This window comes from Enterococcus mediterraneensis (assembly GCF_900604485.1).
Lineage (GTDB): Bacteria > Bacillota > Bacilli > Lactobacillales > Enterococcaceae > Enterococcus_C > Enterococcus_C mediterraneensis.
Window position 1 is genome coordinate 851,537 of sequence record NZ_UWOP01000001.1, and the last position, 19,456, is coordinate 870,992.

The following is a 19,456-nucleotide window of genomic DNA, read 5'->3' on the forward strand; positions in this document are numbered from 1 at the left end:
TTATTGACTACTTTATCTAATAACGACTGTTTCCAGATCGACTAATTTTGCCCAAGTCAAAATCTGATCAGTGGTCAAATTCAATGATGCGACTGTATGATGGCCGCCGCCAGCTTCGATCCACGCATGGATGCCGTCATGGAAGTTTGGTTTTACTTCCCATAATACGCGGGCAACCGGTAATTTTGGCGCTTCTTCTGTTGGCTCGAAGGCAGTGATTTCATTGATCAACAGTTTATAATGAGTGCCAAAGTCAGCCATTGATACGACAACACCGTCACTGGCTTTTCCGTCGAATACTAAACGAGCAGGATCTTCCCGGTCTCCCATTGAAAGTGGCGATACAACAATTTTTGGTTTATTAGCGGCCCATGTTGGATCGACTTCCATCATGTGTGATTCCAAGATTGCTTCTTTTCCTGGTGCCAATTCATATGTGTAATCTTCCATAAATCCAGTGCTTTCGTTGTGAGCCATGATTTTCATCATGCGATCAATAGCCGCAGTTTTCCAATCTCCTTCGCCAGCAAAGCCATAGCCTTCCGCATTTAAACGTTGAACAGCTAGTCCTGGCAATTGCTGCATGCCGTACAGGTCTTCGAAGTTTGTCGTAAATGCGTTGTAGCCGCCTTGTTCTAAGAAGCGGCGCAAGCCGATCTCTTGACGGGCTTGGACTTTGACATGAGCATCCCATGTTTCTTGATCATAGTCGCCGTAATCAAAATCGTAAAGTTCTTTATACTCTTCAAATAATGCATCGACTTCTTCGTCTGTCACTTCATCGATCACTTGAACTAAATCACCGATTCCAAAGTAATCAACGACCCAACCAAATTGGATTTGTGCTTCTACTTTATCTCCTTCAGTAACTCCAACATTACGCATATTGTCGCCAAAACGAGCTACTTTGATATTAAAGCTTTCATTGTAAGCAACCGCTACGTCCATCCATTCTGCGATTTGTTGTTGCACATTTTCCGATTGCCAGAATCCGACAACGATTTTGTTTTGCTTTTTCAAGCGGGCGTTGATAAAACCATATTCCCGATCTCCGTGAGCAGATTGGTTTAGGTTCATGAAATCCATATCGATGGTTTTCCATGGAATACTTTCATTGAATTGTGTCGCTAAATGTAGTAATGGTTTTTGTAATAATTTTGTTCCGCGAATCCACATTTTTGCTGGAGAGAAGGTGTGCATCCACGTGATAACTCCGGCAACTTCATCGCGATAATTGACTTCTTTCATGATCGAAGTGATCGTGTCAGCTGTTACAGCCAATTCTTTTAAAACGACTGGGTAAGGTAATTTATCGCTATCATTCAACCCTTTTACCAACTCTTCCGCATCTTTGCGTACTGATTGCAGTGCTTCTTCACCATATAAATGCTGTGACCCCACAACAAACCAAAATTCTTTTTTACCGATTTCTAACATTGTTTTCGCTCCTTCATATTAGTTTTGACCATAATAGGCATTTTTTCCATGTTTTCGTAAGTAATGTTTATCTAAGATCCGTTGCGGCAATTCCTCCGCAAAATTATTCAATTGACGGGTGAATAGATTCATTTTACAAACTTCATCTAATACCACCGCATTCATCACTGCACTCTTAGCATCTTTGCCCCAAGTAAAGGGGCCGTGACCATGAAGCAAGACACCTGGCACTTCCATCGGTTTGATCCCTCGTTCTTTGAACGTTTCAATGATGACATTGCCGGTTTCATGCTCGTAACCGTCATCGATCTCTTTTTGTGTCAAAAAGCGTGCACATGGAACCGAGCCATAAAATGTATCCGCATGGGTAGTTCCCATCGCTGGTACATCCAAACCAGCTTGCGCCCAGATCGTTGCCCAAGTAGAATGTGTGTGGACGATCCCGCCGATTTCCGGAAAAGCTTTGTACAATACCGCATGGGTAGGTGTATCTGAAGAAGGACGCAAATCGCCTTCGATGACATTGTTTTCTAAGTCAACGACCACCATATCGGAGGCTTTCATCTCTTCATAACCGACACCGCTTGGTTTGATGACAAAATAGCCGGTCTCTCGATCGAACGCGCTGACATTTCCCCATGTATATTTGATCAGTCCGTGTTTCGGCAGTTCCAAATTCGCTTGAAACACTTCTTCTTTCAGCTGTTCTAACATTTACGTATTCCTCCATTATTAAATCAATTTATCGACAGCGCTTTTCTCAATAGCGATCCCTTCGCGATACCGTTCAACGAAGATTTCGTATCCTTTCAGATCTTCTTCTGTCGGTTCAATCGTTACTCCTTGATCTTCACCGAATACTTGATAATCCAAGAAAGAACCCAAGTCCATGCCGTCTTTGTTGCTCATATAGCTTGCCAACAAAGCGATCCCCCATGCGCCGCCTTCTCCAGCAGTCTTCATGACCGTGACCGGCGCTTCCATTGCCGCCGCTAAGATCCGCTGCCCAACTTCCGGAGTTTTGAAAATACCGCCGTGACCGATCAATCGATCGATTTGGATATCTTCTGCTTTTAAAATCTCCATACCGATCCGCATTGCACCGAATGCACTGGCTAAATGAACCCGCATAAAGTTCGCCAGATTGAAATTGCTGTCTGGTTTACGTACAAACAGCGGTCTGCCTTCGCTTACACCAGTAATATTTTCACCGGAAAAATAGCCGTAAGATAATAATCCGCCGCAATCACTGTCGCCTTTTAGTGCTTCTTGGAACAATACCGAAAACAGTTTTTCTCGACTGACATCTAAACCCAGTGCTTGGGTAAACTCTTCAAAGATTTTGACCCAAGCATTGATATCTGAAGAACAATTATTTGTATGGACCATTCCGACCAGATCACCGGACGGCGTTGTGACCATGTCGATTTCTGGATACACTTTTTGCAATTCTTTTTCTAAAACGATCATCGCAAACGCAGAAGTTCCTGCTGAAATATTTCCAGTACGTTTAGCGACACTGTTAGTGGCCACCATCCCTGTACCGGCGTCTCCTTCCGGCGGACAAAGCGGGATACCCGGCTGCAGCGTACCAGTCGGATCGATCAGATACGCACCGTCTTGCGTCAGCGTTCCTCCTTGATCTCCTGCGAGTAAAACTGTTGGCAATATCGTGTTCAGATCCAGTTCAACACTTTCTTTTTCCAATAATTTTTGAAAAATAGCGACCATTTCCTGATTATAATTTTTTGTTTCGATATCGATAGGGAACATACCTGATGCATCGCCGATCCCTAAAACTTTTTCTCCTGTCAGCTGCCAGTGGACATATCCGGCCAATGTAGTCAGGAAATTGACATCGCTTACATGTTGCTCCTTGTTTAAAACAGCTTGATAAAGATGCGCAATACTCCAACGCTGAGGGATATTATACTGAAATACTTCCGTTAATTTCTTCTCCGCTTCTTCAGTGATAGAATTGCGCCAAGTTCTAAAAGGAACTAACAAACGATCTTCTTTATCAAAAGCCATATATCCATGCATCATGGCACTAAAGCCAATCGATCCGATCTTTGTTAATGTTTCGCCATATTCTTCGAAAACTTCCGCTGCCATTTTTCGATAACTTACTCTCAAGCCCTTCCAGACGTCATCCAAAGAATAGGTCCAAATACCGTTTTCTAATTGATTTTCCCATTCGTAACTGCCTGATGCGATCGGCGTAAAGTTCGAACCAATCAGTACTGCTTTGATACGCGTTGAACCGAATTCGATTCCTAACGATGTTCGTCCATCCATGATGTCGAGTTTTGTTTGGGCTTTCATTTCATTCGTTGTAATAATGATCCCCTCCTTGTGATCTAACTGATACTCATATTGTACTTTTTGTGTACGTACATGTCAATATAATTTTAAGGTTTTGTACGTACATATAAACGAACAATCATTTGCTGAATAGCTTTCTTGTATATAAAAGATCTCCTCTCAATACAAAAAACACCGAGGCCGGACATTTCTGTCCAGCCTCAGTGTCGTAACACATCTCCTACAAAGCGGGATTACCGCTCTTGAGCACTCTGAGATGAGTTTTGATAGTTGTATCCTCCCTGTTTCAAAAACAAACCTCTGTTCTTTATTTTTACAGGAAGATATCTTTTGTAATTGATCATTCTACCATCAAGATGAAAGAAAATTTTTAGAATGGGCCGCTTCAGTTTTTATCAGAAGTTTTTTTGTTTTTCTTCCGTAAGGTAAAGAAACCGAAGACACTTGTCAATAATGCGACGATACCTGCTGTTACAAGATTATTCTCGATTGCGTCGCTCAATTTAGGTAATTTTTTACCGCCTGTATCGCTTGTAACAGCGATATTCGTGTTATTACCATTAGATGGGACTTGAGCTTTTGGCGCAGTTGTCTTTCCAGAATGATTACCGGAACCATTGTTTACATCACTGGAAACCCCTGTTCCAACATCAGATGAGTCAGTAGATGAATCACCTGTGTTGCCAGCTTCATTGTCTCCTTCAGCCCCTGCTTTAGGAGTTTTGTTTTCTGGATCAGTCGTTGGCGTCGTGCCAACTTTACCTTCTGCATCTTCATCTGTTGACGAAGGTGTAGTTACTGGCTCGTCTTCTGATGAAGCGGTATTAGATGGTTCTGTTGGTTCTGTTGGTTCTGCGGACTCTGATGGCTCCGTTGGTTCTGTTGAGTCTGATGGTTCCGTTGGTTCTGTTGGTTTTTCCACCAGCGATGCCAAGGCTTGTTCAAGTGCTGTTTTGGCATTCGTAAGTTCTTCCGCCGTACTTGCAGGATCAGCAAGAAGTGCTTTGGCGGTTGCAAGTGCCCGAGACAATGCGGAAGCTGTTTCCGGTGTGTAATCTGCAGCTTGTGCAACAGTTTGTTCAGCTTGTGCAGCTAGTTGTTCCAATTCTGCTCTTATTGCTTGGATTGCTTGTGCATCAGCTGTTGATTGCAATACTAAGCCGTCTATTGCTGCTTGCAATGTAGTTTGGGCAGTTGCGTATTCTTCCTCAGTTGCGCCTTCCTTGGCGATGACTGTCTTCGCTGCTTCCAAGGCTTGCTGCAATATTGCTGCACTATCAGCAGTATATTCACCTTCTTGTTTTTGTGCTGATTCTACTAAAGCAATCAACGCTGCTTTCGCATCAGCCAATGGGTCTTCTGTTGCTTCCGGTTTGACAACCAGTCCATCAAATGCTGTTTGCAATGCTGATTGGCTTTCTGCAATAGAAGCTAATGTTGCATCTGGATCCGCTAATACCGCTTCAGCTGCAGTCAATGCTTCTGCTAGGGCTGACAGGGATTCTTCAGTGTAAACTCCATCTATTGCTTTTGTTTTGTCTACCAAAGCAGTCAATTCAGCTTTCGCCGCATCGCGTGAGGTCTGAGGTTCATAATAAACTACTACCGTTTGATAAACTACATTTCCCATGTAATCCGCAACACCGACTTCAAGAACATTCTTGCCTTCCTTCAATTGGACATCTTGAGTAAATGTCTGCTTGTTTCCTTCAGAATCATTGAAACTGACATCGCCCCAACTTGTTTTTATATTGTCGCCATTTACATAAAGATCAAGATATTTCAGATTATCTGAAACAGTTCCGCTGAGGGTATAGGTAGGATCAGAAGTATAAACAGGTTCTTCAGTTGGATTGTCCAGCGTTAAAGTAGGCAATACGACATCTAAACTAAAGCTTAGCGCTTCTTGATAACTATTTATTTCATAATAAGAATCATTCAATACGATCGTAAATGGTTTTTGTCCAACTTGTCCTACAGGAAGAACCGCTGTAAAGCTCGTTCCATCCGCTGAACGTTCTACATAATTTTTACCGCTAGCATCAATGATCTCAAATTCTTGATAGTTATGTTTCAATGTACCTTCCACAGTAACTGTTCCGCTCTCTGCATCATAATATGGTGTATCAGAAAAGACATAGTTAGCGCCCAATTTTACTCCATTAGTAAAGGTGAATGCATTTGTCAACGGATCTTTATCTTTGGTTGTTGATTTGACTGTTTGTTCGCTCGTTGTTTCGTTGCCATCAGCATCTGTTACTACGACACTGAGTTCGTTGTCGCCATTTACTATAGGTACCGTTGCAGTAAATTTGCCATCCTCAACAGTTGCTTCAACCGTTTGATCACCATTTACGACTGTGACATTTGTTACATCTTCGCTGACTGTCCCTGTTACGGTAACGTGATCTTCAGAAGTTCCTGTTGCGCCGTTATCAATAGTGAATGTGACAGTTGGTTGCGCTAGTTGCACTTGTGTCTTCAGCTCTTTGACTGGATGTTGATGTGCAGCATCCGTGTATAAGTTTACAGATAAAGCATAATCAGCTGCATCAAGAGGAACATTTACTACAAAGTTTTGCTGATCGGCATCATATTTGACTTCTAGTGATTGTACATCGCCGTTTTTGTCAACATATGTTCCAAACAACTCATGTGGATAGCTTCCACTGATAGTATAAGAATACGTTCCATCTTCATTTGGTTCCACAGCATCGTTTGCTTCTGACAACACCTCTGGTAATTGAGGACCATCTAAAACCAACCCAAAGGAAACTTCTCCAGGTTTTTGAGCTTTTCCTAACTCATCCGCATAGTTCGCTGCATTATCTTCTACGTATAACTCCAAATTATTGTTACCGGCAGCTAATGTTGCCGCTTGCTCTTCGCTTAACGGTACACGAACCTTAGTAAAGCCTTCTTCCGCTTTACCAATTACTTCATAGGTTCCTTGATACAATACGCCATTGACCATTGTGGCTGCAAATTGATTGATATCAAGTCCGCTAAATGTATCTTTCGCTTCAGCAGTCAAATAATACTGTGTTCCTTTGTCCGTTGTTTGCGCCACAAGATCGAAACCTCGTAATTCCGGCGCTTGGGTATCAACTTTCACTGGTATTTCGATTGTTTGACGTTCACTTCCTTGATCCGGCAGTGCAGATACCCGATAAGTATATTGACCATCTGGTGCTACTTCATATTCTCCAGTTTCTTGATTGTAGAGACTACCATCCCAACCAGAGAATGTTGGCAGTACCCAACGGCCTTCGTTTGCATACCAATAAGCTTTTTCAGCACTAGCATATTCAGAAGGCTGTGCCACTACATTGCCTTTTTCATCGAGAATTTCAATTTTGATATCCCGTGCATTACGGAATGTATAAAATTGTCCTTCAAAAGAGGCTCTGGCACTATCTTCCGTTGGTGAAAATGCGATAGCTTCCGGTAATACCTCTTGTGACGCGAAATCATAACCCATTTGAACTCCATCTGAACCAATCAACTGGGTGAATCCTGTATATACATTATCAACGAGATTATCAAAAATTGGAAGTTTATCCCAATTCCCATAGTATCCCATGTAAGGCATATTGAGACTTGTTCCATCAGAAGCTGCGAAATTCAAATAACCTTCCACATACTGATTCTCTTTAAATCCATCTGGCAGTTGAAGTGTGAAAGTTGCAGATACAGATTCACCGGCAGGTACAACGATTTCTGGATTCTCTCCTGTAATTGAAGCACCTTCAATCTTTTTATCATATAAAGCAGCACTTTTAGGATCTGTCGCTGAAGTATAGATCGCGTCCGTATCCTCATTTTCTTCCATATGGTAAGTCAAACTTTTATCTGTTCGATTTGTGAAAGTAAGTGTGAAAGCTTTTTCTTTGGTATTAAATGATCGTAACTCTACCGCAGGATATCCTTCTTGCGAAACAACTGTAGTTGGGTTTGTTTCAAGTGCTGTAATTGCAGCATCTACATCCAATAAACCAGCACCTTGACGACGTGGAGATACGATTGCGTTGTCATATTTATCGTCATTGATTGGTTTTGCCGTATTCATTTGGATTGCTTTTAAAAACATCGTCAATTCTGAACCGGACATTTTTTGGTATTGTTCATAAAATGGATTGTCTTTATTCTTGATTGCTTGCATCAATAATGCCTGAGATCCAGCAGTGAATGGTGCGGCCATCGATGTTCCTGACATATTAGTATAAGAATCATTATTTTGTGTTGACCAGATTTGTCCACCAGGTGCCGTGATATCTGGTTTAAATGAAAGGTCTGGTGTTGGACCATATGATGTAAAGGTAGACATCTTATCAGCGTCATATAAAACATTATCAGACTCTTTCGCAGTAAATTTAGCGGTGAAAACAGCAGATGGATTGTTTTCTAAATAAGTAATTAACGAAGCACCGTCTTTTGTCGATAACCCAAATGTCGATAGAGTCGGATCAAGTTGAATTGAAGTCAATGGTGTATCTTCAGTAATATCACCTTTATTATCTACAATGATCAATCCTACCGCACCAGCAGCTTTTGCGTTTGCTTGTTTTTCTGTAAACGCCAAATCACCACGTTTCACAACTGCGACTTTTCCTTTGACGTCATCTGTGTAATCCTCCGGTTTGCCGAGACCAACATTGCCTGCTGCATCTCGTGCAACATAAAATTTCTTGCCATCAAATACATTCGTATCTGCTTGAGGAGATAATTGGACGATTTCTTGATCCAAAATAACTTCACCGTCTGAAGAAAGTGTCAATACAGGATTTGTCGTGGTTACATTTTCTGCAGATGCCACAGTTAAGGCATCTCGCGCAGTACCTGGAGAACCGACTGTTGCCATATCACTCGCCACGGGATCTCCGCCAAAGTAGTCAACACTCGTTCCGTCTGTGAGAGAATTCGTCGTACCGGCATTCCCAGCTGATATAACTGCTGCTGTACCGGCTTCAGTGGCATTACGTACCGCTGCTATTTCTGGATCTTCTAATGTTTGATAGCCGGCAGTTGAACCAAGTGACATATTCAATACATCGGCTCCTATTTTCGCGGAATCCTCGATTGCCGCAACAACGGTATCTGTTCCGGTCGTAGCGGACGTATCAGAGTTTGTGAATACCTTCATCGCTAATAATTGTGCCTCAGGAGCTACACCCACAACCGAACTGGTCGAATCGCTCCCGGTACCATTCGCACCAATGATCCCTGCTACGTGCATTCCGTGCTGTTCCACCGGATCATCATCGTAAACAAAGCGACTATTGCCATCCGCGTAGTTGTAACCGTAAGGAACTTTAGGAGTAAAATAGGCACCATGTCCTACTTCTTCAGTAAAAGATTCGACATCTTCTTCCGTTAATTTGACGTTTTTTTCATCGCTTAGACGCATGTCTTTATGATTAGGATCAATCCCTGTATCAATAACTGAAACAACAGTCTGTTCACCTTTATATTTATAATTGGACCAGACAGTCTGTACATTTGCCATGCTATTCGCATGTACTTCAGTTGTGTAATAAACTTTAGCAACAGTCACAGCTTTCACACCGGAAAGTCGCTTCAACTTATCGAGATCCTTCACTTTGACCTTTGTGGAGAATCCGTTGACCACATAACCATAGCTTTCACCAACACCTTGATGAGTGATCGCTCGTACTTGATCTTTTAATTTTGCTTGTTTTGCGATTACTTTTTCTGATTCCTGCTGGATCTCTGCAGTACTTGAATAATTTTTAACCAAAGTACCGTTTTCAGCGGCTGGCTGTTCAGCTAACTGTACGATAACATCGACATACATATCATCCGCTTGCTCAGCAGTAAGATTTTCATAATCTACACCTTTAGCGGCTAATTGTGCCGCGATTGCTGTTTTAGCGTCTACCTGTGTGACTGCCTCTACCGCAGTTGATGCTGATCGAGTACTTTGGACCTCTTCATTTATCGCAGCTTGTGCCTGTGTCTCAGCAGATGTTCCCACAGCAAGTCCGCTTAAAACCGCTGTACTGCTAAGTACCAACGCATAATATTTCCCTCTTTTTTTCATTCGCAATCCTCCAACCCTTCACAAAAACACTCTTGCTAATATTAAAAAATAATAATTTATGATTATTAAAAAATAATATTAATCTAGATTATAGAACTAATTTTAAAATTTTCAACCTATTTTTTAAATTTTAAATATTCAGATAATAAATTCGGTTTTTATTGGTTTTATCAGTAAAATTATGAATAAAACCGTTATATGCGCTTCTTTTTGGTATGATTATTTTCTTAACTTGATGATTCATTTCAATCCATTTTTCCATAACAAAAATTATTGTTTTCGATTTTCTCAAATATAATTATTAAATAATAACTATAATTAAAATAAAAATCATAGTAAAAATTATATTCTATCTTTTGTTTTCTGTTTTTTGATAAGAAAATCCTTTTCAGCAAAAAATACATATTTATCGAAAGAATTGCATTGCTTTTTCAAATCAAACTAAGTAGAATGTGAACTACAAATTATTTGCAGGAACATAAGGAGATTAGATAATGGGAAAAATAAAGCGTTCTAGTTTGGGTATGTTAACAATTCTTGCTGCCAGTACAGTAATGGCTGGCTGCACAGCAACAAAAAAAGACGATGCAAAATCGGAAGTGATCGCGAGCTATAATGGCGGTAAAATCACGCAAGCCGATTTTTACGAGGAACTAAAAGAAACGCCCTCCAGCAAAACGATTTTGGCTAATATGCTGATTTACGATGCCTTTCAGCAAAAATATGGAGAAGATGTTCCTAAAAAAGCTGTTGAAAAAGAATATCAGGTATATCAAAAGCAATATGGTGAACAATTCAAGTCTTTTTTAGCTCAAAATAATTTCACCGAAAAATCGTTACGACAAAATTTGCGTTTAAATCTGCTGTCTGTTGTTGCATTAAAAGAACTGAAAAAAGTTCCTGAGTCCGAACTTAAGAAACAGTGGGAAAACTATCAGCCTGAACTGACCGTTCAACACTTGCTGACAACAGACGAAGCGACTGCCAAATCTGTTGTAAAAGAACTAGACAATGGAACAGATTTTGCCAAACTAATACAAGAATACTCGGTTGATAACAAATCTAAAAATAACGAAGGAACTATAAAATTAACAGCTACTGACAAAGCGTATGATTCTTCATTCAAAGATGCTGCCTACAAACTGAAGACTGGAAAATACACTACCGAACCAGTTAAAGTTTCAAATGGATATGAAGTCATCAAACTGGTCGAAAAACCTGAAAAAGGCAAGTACGAAGACCATAAAAAAGACTTGAAAGAACAAGTTTACGCAGATTGGCAACGTAATACCACAATCATGCAAGGCGTTATCCAAACAGTCCTCAAAGAATCAAATATTAAAATTACAGATCAAGAATTAAAAGATGCATTAGCTGGATATATCGATTTATAATTCCGCTAAAAAGTGCTTATAAAAATAACTGACTAAAACAATAGTAGACCATGATATAGGGAACTTAATCCAATTATCGTTTGATAGCTGGATGGAAGCAATTTGTATCATGGTCCTATTTTTTTATCTACATTTCCGCATTTAGAAAAAAAACACCGAAGCCGAAAAATCCTCGGCTTCGGTGGTTATAAAAAGTATTGTCAGCATCGTTGCATGCTCAATAAAAAACGTCTTTTTGTATGAAAACATCCTATTGGTATCAATGATGCCGGATAACAGAATCTCTTTCGATCAATTGGGGTGTATACACGATATCCGGCTCGTTTTTCCCTTCTGCGATCGTTTTAACGATCCAATTAGCCGCATCGACTCCCATTTTTTCTTTAGGATGTTCTAGTGTAGTCAGTTTTATTTTTCCGATTTTACTTAATGAAGAGTTGTCATTGCCGATGATCGATAAATCGTTTGGAACGCGATATCCTTCTTCACTGAGTTTGTCCATCAAAAAACTGGCGATTTGGTCGTTATAACAAACAATTCCCGAGATGGAAGGTATAGTCTTTAATCGTTTCAAAACAGAATCAAAAACCTGTTTTCTTGTTTCCGTCGTATAGGTAATGATATCTTCTGAAGAAAATCGGATATTCGCCTCTTCACAAGCTTGGATGAATCCTTTCATCCGGTATTTTCCTTGCAAGTCATCGATTTTTGTTACTAAGATAATTTCTTTATGCTGATTGTTGATCAATGTCTCCGTAGCAATGTAGCCGGCTTTGACATCATCCACCCGAATCGATGCCGCATCCAGCTCTTCATAAGCTGCATTGATCATGACCATCGGGATCTTTTGTTCCCGCAAACGAACGTACAAAGCTAGATTGGGATTGTACTGATTGCTTTTTGTTGGTTCGATGATCAACCCTTGCACGCCATTTTCAATCATCTTTTCTAGACATTCTTTTTCCTGCTGATAATCGTTGTTTGTGCTGGCTAATAACAATGAGTATCCCTGATTACGCAAAGAGCTTTCGATGCCGCGGATAATCGTAGGGAATATATAATCCGATAAATAGGTAGTGATTACTCCGATGGTTTTGGTCTCTTTTGGTGTCGCTGTTGTTTTATAGGTCTGGTCCACATAGGTTCCAGACCCTTTTTCCTTTCTCAGATACCCTTCATTCACTAATAAACCAATAGCCTGACGGACGGTATGGCGGCTTACAGCATAATCTTTTTGAAGTTGTAATTCTGGTGGGATCGCTTCATTTTGTTTATAAACACCGGTTTCGATCTTTGCTTTGATCTCATCGGCGATTTTTTGATATTTTGTCTTTTCCATTTCGATTCTCCTGCAGTTAATTTGTCCGAACAAATTTATTTTCTTTCATTGTAACATACTATTTTTTATTGGAAAATCATCATTTCTCAAAGCATATTTAAATAACCGGTATTTATGGTGGATTCTCCCAATATTTTCTTCATACTTTTTCCGTTGCAAACAATTCATTTTTCTTTTAAGCTTTTTTCAGCTAAGATAATCAATGGAAAAAAGGAGGAATTTTTATGGAACAACTTTTTACGTCTCTATTGAATCATTCATCTGTTCGTTCTTTTCAGGAAAAGAAAGTACCGGATTCAGTCAAAAAAAATCTAGTAGCCGCAGCACAAAGCGGATCTAGTTCTAATTTTGTTCAAGCCTATTCGATGATTGAAATACGAGATCCAAAACGTCTTGCACTGATCGAAGATATCGCAAATTGTCCAGGATATGTAGCAAATGCCGGTGTCTTTTATATTTTTGTAGCCGATCTGAATCGACATGCTCAGCTGCTTGCCCACTATGACCAAGCAGATAAGATTGAAAATCTAAAAACGATAGAATCATTAACAGTAGCGATCGTTGACACTACCATCGCAGCCCAAAACATGGTGAACTATGCCGAAGCCAATGATTTAGGTATCTGCTATATCGGCGGCATTCGCAATGACCTTTTCAAAATTGCCGATTTGCTGGATCTGCCTTCTTACACGTTTCCTTTATTTGGACTATCCATTGGTTATCCTAAAAATAAGAATCAAGTCAAAAAACGTTTGCCCGCTGAAGAGATTGTCAGCATAGATAGTTATCAAGCTGTAAATTTTGATCTTTTAGAAAACTATAATCAGCAAACTGCCCGTTATTATGCGCAACGTTCCAGCAATCAGCAGCAAACAGATTGGTCCCAAAAGATGTTGGACTATTTCCGCTCACCTCGTCGTGTCGACACCATTACATTTTTAAAACAGCAAGGGTTTATCTTCACAGAAACATCTGAGAATAGCCCTATTGAATGATCCGTTTTAGAATTTTGTACAAGGAAGGAAGTATAAGCATGAGCAGCGTATATGGTTATTCACCCGACAATCATTTTACTTGTCCTGCGGAAGCCTTGGCAGGTTTATTAGGAAAAAAATGGGTACCTTCCATCATCGAAGAGCTTTACGCCCATGAACTGCGCTTTGGCGAGTTGCAGCGGCATCTGGGCAGTACGCCTAAGATGGTCAAACAACAGTTGGCATTGTTGGAAGAAAATGGCATCGTTGAAAATCAGCGAATGACGTACAACAATACGATTGAATCTACATATTATTTGACGGAAAAAGGGAAAAGCTTATTTTTTATCGTCAAACAAATGAAGGACTGGGGAAACTCACATCTGCAATGCAGCAACTAACAATCAAAAAGGTCATAAAAGAAAAGAATAGATACAACATAAAGAACCCGCTATCGCTCTGTATTTCACAGTTTGATAGCGGGTTCTTTTATATCTCGGCGCTTTTATGGCGACCTTGTTATTTCAATACATCGTTTAATGCTTCTGTCATCGTTGGATGGCTGTAGATTTGATCTCGCAGCATCGTATATGGTAATTTAGCATTCATAGCCAAAGTGATCATGTTGATAACTTCATGGGATTCTTCGGCGTAGATAGACGCACCTAAAATTTGTTGTGTTTTTTGGTCAACGATGATTTTGAACATTCCTTTTGGATCTTCTAAGACTTGTGCTTTAGGCACTCCGGCACTCATCATTTGGAACACTTTGTAATCATAGCCTTGCGCTTTAACCTGCGCTTCTGTCAAACCGACATTTGACAATGGCGGTGTTAAGAAAACAGTGTAAGGTACATTTTTACGATCACTGACTTTTCGTTCCCCATTGCCGAATAATTGATCTTCAATGATTCGATAGTCATCTAAAGAAATATAGGTAAATTGCAATCCGCCTTTGACGTCTCCGATCGCCCAAACATTTTCAGCGGTCGTCCGCAAATAGTCATCTACCGACACCGCACCGTTTGCGGCTACTGTGATGTTGGTATTTTCCAAGCCTAATCCTTCAGTATTAGGTCTACGACCAGTAGCAGCTAGTAAAATATCTCCGTCAATGGTTTTTTCGCCGTCTTTTTCATAGCGCACTTGCACACCATTTTCAGTATCTTTCACTTCTAAAAGGTTCGCGCCTAATTCAAAACGGATTCCCTTTTCTGTCAGATCTTGATAGACCATTTTAGCAATATCTGGATCTTCTCGAGGAATAAATGTTTCATGATTGTCGATGACAGTCACTTGTGAACCATAGCTGGCAAACATTGAAGCAAATTCCAATCCGATATAACCGGCTCCGATGATCGTCAATCGTTTAGGCAGTTCTGGTAATTCCATGATTTCTTTTGATGTCACAACATATTTGCTGTCAGCAATCCCATTGATAGCAGGAATATTTGGTGTTGAACCCGTGTTGATAAAGATACGTTCGCCTTTGATTTCACGAACTTCACCATCTGCCATTGTAACTGATAATTCATGGTCCGCAGTAAAGCGCGCTTTCCCATTCCAAACTTCAGCAGTTTCTTCGTCTGCGATCATATGGAAATTTTTATTGCGCAAACGGCCAGTCAGATCTCCTCGTTTAGCTACCGCTTCAGGAAAAGGAATATTGCGTTCGCCATTGACGATCAGCGATTTTGAAGGGATACAGCCGATATTGATACAAGTCCCACCATACATTTGATCAGATTCTTCGATCATTAATACTTCTTCACCATGCTTAGCTAACGTTTTAGCAAGAGTTTTACCTCCTTTACCAAAACCAATAAAAACATTCTTATACGTTTTCATAACAGTCCCTCGCTTTCTATTTCTATTGTACAGATAAACCTTTTTTTCGGCAATTAGTTACTTTTTAGTAACTACTCCGCTACAAATATACGTCCAATGCAGATGTACGATCGAAGCAATGATCATTTTATTTTCACAAATCTCCTTTTTAGCTTACACTAAAAGAGAGAGAATTTTTTTGAAAGAAGGGATCCTATGGTACAACAGATCAAAGTAGAGAACGTTGATTTATCTTTAGAAGAGATTTTAGCAAATGTCGGCGGTGAATTAGAGTCGGTGGTTTCCGTACAAAATGATGAAGGTTTGGATGTCGTTGTCTTAACGAATGAATCTTGGGAACATCTGCTTTCCCTGTTGGACGCTACACAAGCTGAAGGCTACCGGATCAAAGATGACCTGCCTGATGAGATCCTGCAGGAAATGGAACCTGATGATTCACACGATGAAGTGACTGGTTATCGGACTGATGTGCCGGAAAAGCTCCATCCAGCTCCTGATTTTGAATTAGAAGCCGGCGAAATCCAAAACAGCGATGACGTTTTGGATTGAAACAGGCATAACAGATTAGAAAAAAGACTGATGAATAGGCGGTTTGTATGCTCCTTATAAAGTAGACTTAGAAAAAATAAAACTTCCCACTCTACTTTATGAAAGTTCCTTGTATGACTAAAAGAAGCAATTATGTTGAATCGATACGATAGTGAACAAATGCAGAAAACAACTTTATATTGAAAAAACCCGCTTCAATTGGCTTTTAAGCCATATGAAACGGGTTCTTTACTTCTATAGTGTAAATTTAGATCTCACGGAAATTTTATTCCGGCGGTTCTTATTGGATTAAAATGTCGCTTCGTCAGGGTTTTTGGATAAACCAGCTACTCCGCGAAGTCCGTCGATCAATTTTACATCATCTTCGGATAATTCAAAATCAAAGATTTCCGCATTTTCTTTGATACGATCTTCATGAACTGACTTAGGAAGAGGTAGGAAACCATGTTGTAAGCTCCAACGCAAGACAACTTGCGCAACAGTTTTGTTGTATTTCTCTGCGACTTCTTTTAATTCAGCGACTTCAAAGATCTTACCAGTACCTAGTGGGCTGTAAGCTTCACTTAGAATATCATGTTCTTCATTGTAAGCAACCACTTCTGGTTGTAGATCACTTGGGTTCAAGAAGATTTGGTTGACTACTGGTTTGATTTTAGCGGTTTTGTAAAGAGCATCCAAATGATGAGGCATGAAATTAGATACGCCGATTGCACGGATCTTGCCTGCTTCTACCGCTTCTTCCATTGCCCGCCAAGAATCAGCGTTCGCTTGTTCCCAATTATCACGGAAATCGATTGGGTTAGGCCAGTGAATCAAATATAGATCTAAATAATCCAAGCCCAGTTTTGTTAAAGAATCTTCGATGGCTTGTTTGGCCAAATCATAAGAATGATCTTTGTTCCATAATTTTGTTGTTACGAACAATTCTTCGCGAGGAATCCCGCTTGCCTTGATCCCTCTGCCAACTGATTCTTCGTTGCCGTAAGCCGCAGCAGTATCGATGTGACGATACCCAGCTTTCAAAGCCGCTAAAACAGAATCTTCGGCTACTTGACCATCTGGTGTTTGCCAAGTTCCAAATCCTACAACAGGGATCTCTACACCATTTGCTAATTTATACGTATCCTTTAAACCCATAAATATATGCCTCCTTAGTAGTATTACATACTAACACTACCGCATTTTTTGTGATTTGTCAGATATTTTGTCTATAAAAAGGTAGTTATTTAATTAACTGATTTCACTTATAAGATCCTATTTTTTAACCGTCTTTATTTTTTAATGACCATCATCATTGCTTGCTGGATTTTCTCTGCTTGCAACTGAGCATCTTCTTGAGGATGTTCCAGACAATTTTTCAGATTTTCCGCGACGATCATCCCCATGATGCGATCAATACTGGAACGGACCGCACTCAACTGGGTAATGACATCCACACAATCTTTTTCTTCATGGATCATTTTTTGGACACCGCGAACTTGTCCTTCCGCCCGTTTCAACCGATTGAGAATATTTTTATCACATTCCATACTTTGTATCTCCTATTCATAAATGATTTCATCTGGACGGACTGTTTGATACAGCGCGAATGCACCATCAAGATTTTGGACGCTAAATCCATTCTGCTTCAAGATTCGTTCGGCGATATAGCTTCGCAGACCGCTGCGGCAGCTGACGATATACTCTTGGTCTTTTATTAATTCATCCAAACGCGTTCTTAACTGATTCAGCGGGATATTGACGGCTTGTTGTAAGCGGCCGTCTTGAGACAACTCTTCTTCGCTGCGTACATCCAAGAGTATTTTGCCTTGTTTTTGCGCTTTAGTCAATTCATGCCATTGGATCGTTTCGCTAAGACCTTCTGCGATATTCATAGCTGCGTAGCCCAACATATTGACCGGATCTTTGGCGGAACCAAAAGGCGGTGCGTAAGTGAATTCCAACTCCGGCAGATCAAAGATCGTCAAATCGCCTTTGATAGCAGTCGCCAAGACATCGATCCGCTTGTCTACACCGTTTGCGCCGATTCCTTGCGCACCATAGATTTCCCCGGTTTTGGGATCAAAAATCAATTTCAGCAGTATCTCTTTTGCATCAGGAAAATATCCAGCATGGTCTTTTCCGGAAACATGGACGATTTGGTGAACAAGTTCCTGTTGACGAACTTGTCGTTCATTCAAACCTGTCATCCCCGCCGTCAAGTCGAATGCGCGAAGGATCGCAGTACCGATACTTCCTTGATTTTTTCGCGGCAATCCAGCAATGATATCCGCTACTTGCCGGCCTTGGCGATTTGCCGGCGATGCAAGTGAGATCAACGTATCTTGGCCCGTTATTTGCTGTTTGACGACAATCGCATCCCCCACCGCATAAATATCCGGAACACTGGTTTGATAGGTTTCGTCAACTAAAATACCCCCGCGAAATCCCAGCTCTAGTCCTGCCTCTTTCGCTAAATGATTTTCCGGTTGTACACCTACTGCTAAAATTGTTAAATCACTTTGTACTGTTTCCCCGTTTTCAAGGATCAGTTGTTTGCCACCTTCTTCAAATGCAGCAACCGATTGATTGGTGATGATCTCGATCCCATGTTTCGTAAGCTCATTTTTGACAAAAGCGGCCATTTCTTCGTCTAATGGCGGTAAAACTTGTGGTGCTTTTTCAACGATTGTTACTTCTAACCCACGCTTTTTCAGGTTTTCTGCTGCTTCCAGACCGATAAAGCCCGCGCCAATGACAGTCGCTTTTTGGATTTTTTTATCTGCTAAAGCAGCCATAATCTTATCCAGATCCGGAATGTTCCGTAAGGTGAAAACATTTTCCGCGGCAGTTATTCCTGGGATCTCAGGAATAAACGGTTTTCCGCCAGGAGATAGGATCAATTTGTCGTACTCTTCAACGATGGTTGTTTCCTTATACCGAACCGTTACACGTTTGTTTTCAGGATCGATAGCGATCACTTCATGTTCTGGCCGTACATCCAAATTAAAACGCTGCTGCAATGCTTCCGGTGTTTGAACGATCAGCTGTTCTCTTTGGGAGATCTCTCCGGATAGATGATACGGCAGTCCGCAGTTGGCAAAAGAAACGTACGGTCCTTTTTCTAAAACAACGATTTCCGCATCCTCCATCAAACGACGCAAACGTGTCGCAGCAGACATTCCGCCAGCAACACCACCTACAATAACGATTTTCATGCCCATTTTCCTCCTTTGACCGGTCCATTCCATTGATTCATGCCGCCGCGAACATTAATTGCTTGATATCCTTTTTGTTGTAAAATACGCACGGCTTGACTGCTGCGGGCACCTGATTGACAGATCACATAAATCGGCTGATCCGTCTTTCCTTTATAGTTTGCGATTTTATTCAATTCGATATTTTCCGCTCTCGGAATATGCCCCATGCGGTATTCATCACGACTGCGTACATCGATCAATTTATTCTTATCCTTTAATTTTTCCGCTAATTCTTTTGTTGATATATTTGATGTTCCTTTAAAAAATCCAAACATATTCTCACAACCTCC

Annotated in this window: 14 protein-coding genes; 4 read left to right on the forward strand and 10 right to left on the reverse strand. The window is 40.6% G+C overall.

Translation table 11 applies throughout. The annotated features are described in order from the left end of the window. Window positions 1-12: 12 nt before the first annotated feature. The 4 genes from araA to EFB00_RS04050 form a co-directional block, all read right to left on the reverse strand. Complete coding sequence (gene araA, locus EFB00_RS04040; protein ID WP_206423460.1) at window positions 13-1,437, reverse strand: L-arabinose isomerase; 1,425 nt, start codon at window positions 1,435-1,437, stop codon at window positions 13-15. 18 nt (window positions 1,438-1,455) lie between these two features. Beyond that, on the reverse strand, window positions 1,456-2,151 hold the full coding sequence (locus tag EFB00_RS13535) for an L-ribulose-5-phosphate 4-epimerase (protein ID WP_206423461.1): 696 nt from the start codon (window positions 2,149-2,151) through the stop codon (window positions 1,456-1,458). 18 nt (window positions 2,152-2,169) lie between these two features. After that, the gene (locus EFB00_RS04045; RefSeq protein WP_241153395.1) at window positions 2,170-3,762 is read right to left on the reverse strand and encodes a xylulokinase; all 1,593 of its coding nucleotides are present in this window, start codon (window positions 3,760-3,762) and stop codon (window positions 2,170-2,172) included. Between the two features lie 385 nt (window positions 3,763-4,147). Then, window positions 4,148-9,823 carry a S8 family serine peptidase gene (locus EFB00_RS04050; RefSeq protein ID WP_122645638.1) on the reverse strand — a complete coding sequence of 1,892 codons (5,676 nt, stop codon included), beginning with the start codon at window positions 9,821-9,823 and terminating at the stop codon, window positions 4,148-4,150. Between the two features lie 494 nt (window positions 9,824-10,317). Between EFB00_RS04050 and EFB00_RS04055 the strand changes: the two genes are divergently transcribed. Beyond that, entirely contained in the window at window positions 10,318-11,217 is a 900-nt protein-coding gene (locus EFB00_RS04055; RefSeq protein ID WP_122645639.1) for a peptidylprolyl isomerase, read from the forward strand. Between the two features lie 259 nt (window positions 11,218-11,476). Here the strand turns inward: EFB00_RS04055 and EFB00_RS04060 are convergent, their stop codons facing one another. Further along, the gene (locus EFB00_RS04060; RefSeq protein WP_122645640.1) at window positions 11,477-12,556 is read right to left on the reverse strand and encodes a GntR family transcriptional regulator; all 1,080 of its coding nucleotides are present in this window, start codon (window positions 12,554-12,556) and stop codon (window positions 11,477-11,479) included. 224 nt (window positions 12,557-12,780) lie between these two features. On the opposite strand from EFB00_RS04060, the gene EFB00_RS04065 reads away from it, so the two are divergent. Both EFB00_RS04065 and EFB00_RS04070 read left to right on the forward strand, forming a co-directional pair. Then, on the forward strand, window positions 12,781-13,551 hold the full coding sequence (locus EFB00_RS04065) for an NADPH-dependent oxidoreductase (protein WP_122645641.1): 771 nt from the start codon (window positions 12,781-12,783) through the stop codon (window positions 13,549-13,551). A 38-nt stretch (window positions 13,552-13,589) separates the two neighbouring features. Beyond that, on the forward strand, window positions 13,590-13,931 hold the full coding sequence (locus EFB00_RS04070; protein ID WP_122645642.1) for a winged helix-turn-helix transcriptional regulator: 342 nt from the start codon (window positions 13,590-13,592) through the stop codon (window positions 13,929-13,931). A 118-nt stretch (window positions 13,932-14,049) separates the two neighbouring features. Here the strand turns inward: EFB00_RS04070 and EFB00_RS04075 are convergent, their stop codons facing one another. Then, window positions 14,050-15,378 (reverse strand): FAD-containing oxidoreductase, encoded by a 1,329-nt coding sequence (locus tag EFB00_RS04075; protein WP_122645643.1) that lies wholly within the window; start codon window positions 15,376-15,378, stop codon window positions 14,050-14,052. 195 nt (window positions 15,379-15,573) lie between these two features. On the opposite strand from EFB00_RS04075, the gene EFB00_RS04080 reads away from it, so the two are divergent. Continuing rightward, window positions 15,574-15,927, forward strand: a complete 354-nt coding sequence (locus tag EFB00_RS04080) for a hypothetical protein (RefSeq protein ID WP_122645644.1) — start codon at window positions 15,574-15,576, stop codon at window positions 15,925-15,927. A gap of 288 nt (window positions 15,928-16,215) precedes the next feature. Here the strand turns inward: EFB00_RS04080 and EFB00_RS04085 are convergent, their stop codons facing one another. The 4 genes from EFB00_RS04085 to EFB00_RS04100 form a co-directional block, all read right to left on the reverse strand. Next, window positions 16,216-17,064, reverse strand: coding sequence for an aldo/keto reductase (locus EFB00_RS04085; RefSeq protein WP_122645645.1), 849 nt, complete (start codon window positions 17,062-17,064; stop codon window positions 16,216-16,218). Window positions 17,065-17,198: 134 nt separating this feature from the next. After that, window positions 17,199-17,456, reverse strand: coding sequence for a metal-sensitive transcriptional regulator (locus tag EFB00_RS04090; protein WP_122645646.1), 258 nt, complete (start codon window positions 17,454-17,456; stop codon window positions 17,199-17,201). A 12-nt stretch (window positions 17,457-17,468) separates the two neighbouring features. Further along, on the reverse strand, window positions 17,469-19,124 hold the full coding sequence (locus EFB00_RS04095) for an FAD-dependent oxidoreductase (RefSeq protein ID WP_122645647.1): 1,656 nt from the start codon (window positions 19,122-19,124) through the stop codon (window positions 17,469-17,471). Next, entirely contained in the window at window positions 19,121-19,441 is a 321-nt protein-coding gene (locus EFB00_RS04100) for a rhodanese-like domain-containing protein (RefSeq protein ID WP_122645648.1), read from the reverse strand. Before EFB00_RS04100 ends, EFB00_RS04095 begins: the two co-directional genes overlap by 4 nt. Between the last annotated feature and the right edge of the window lie 15 nt (window positions 19,442-19,456).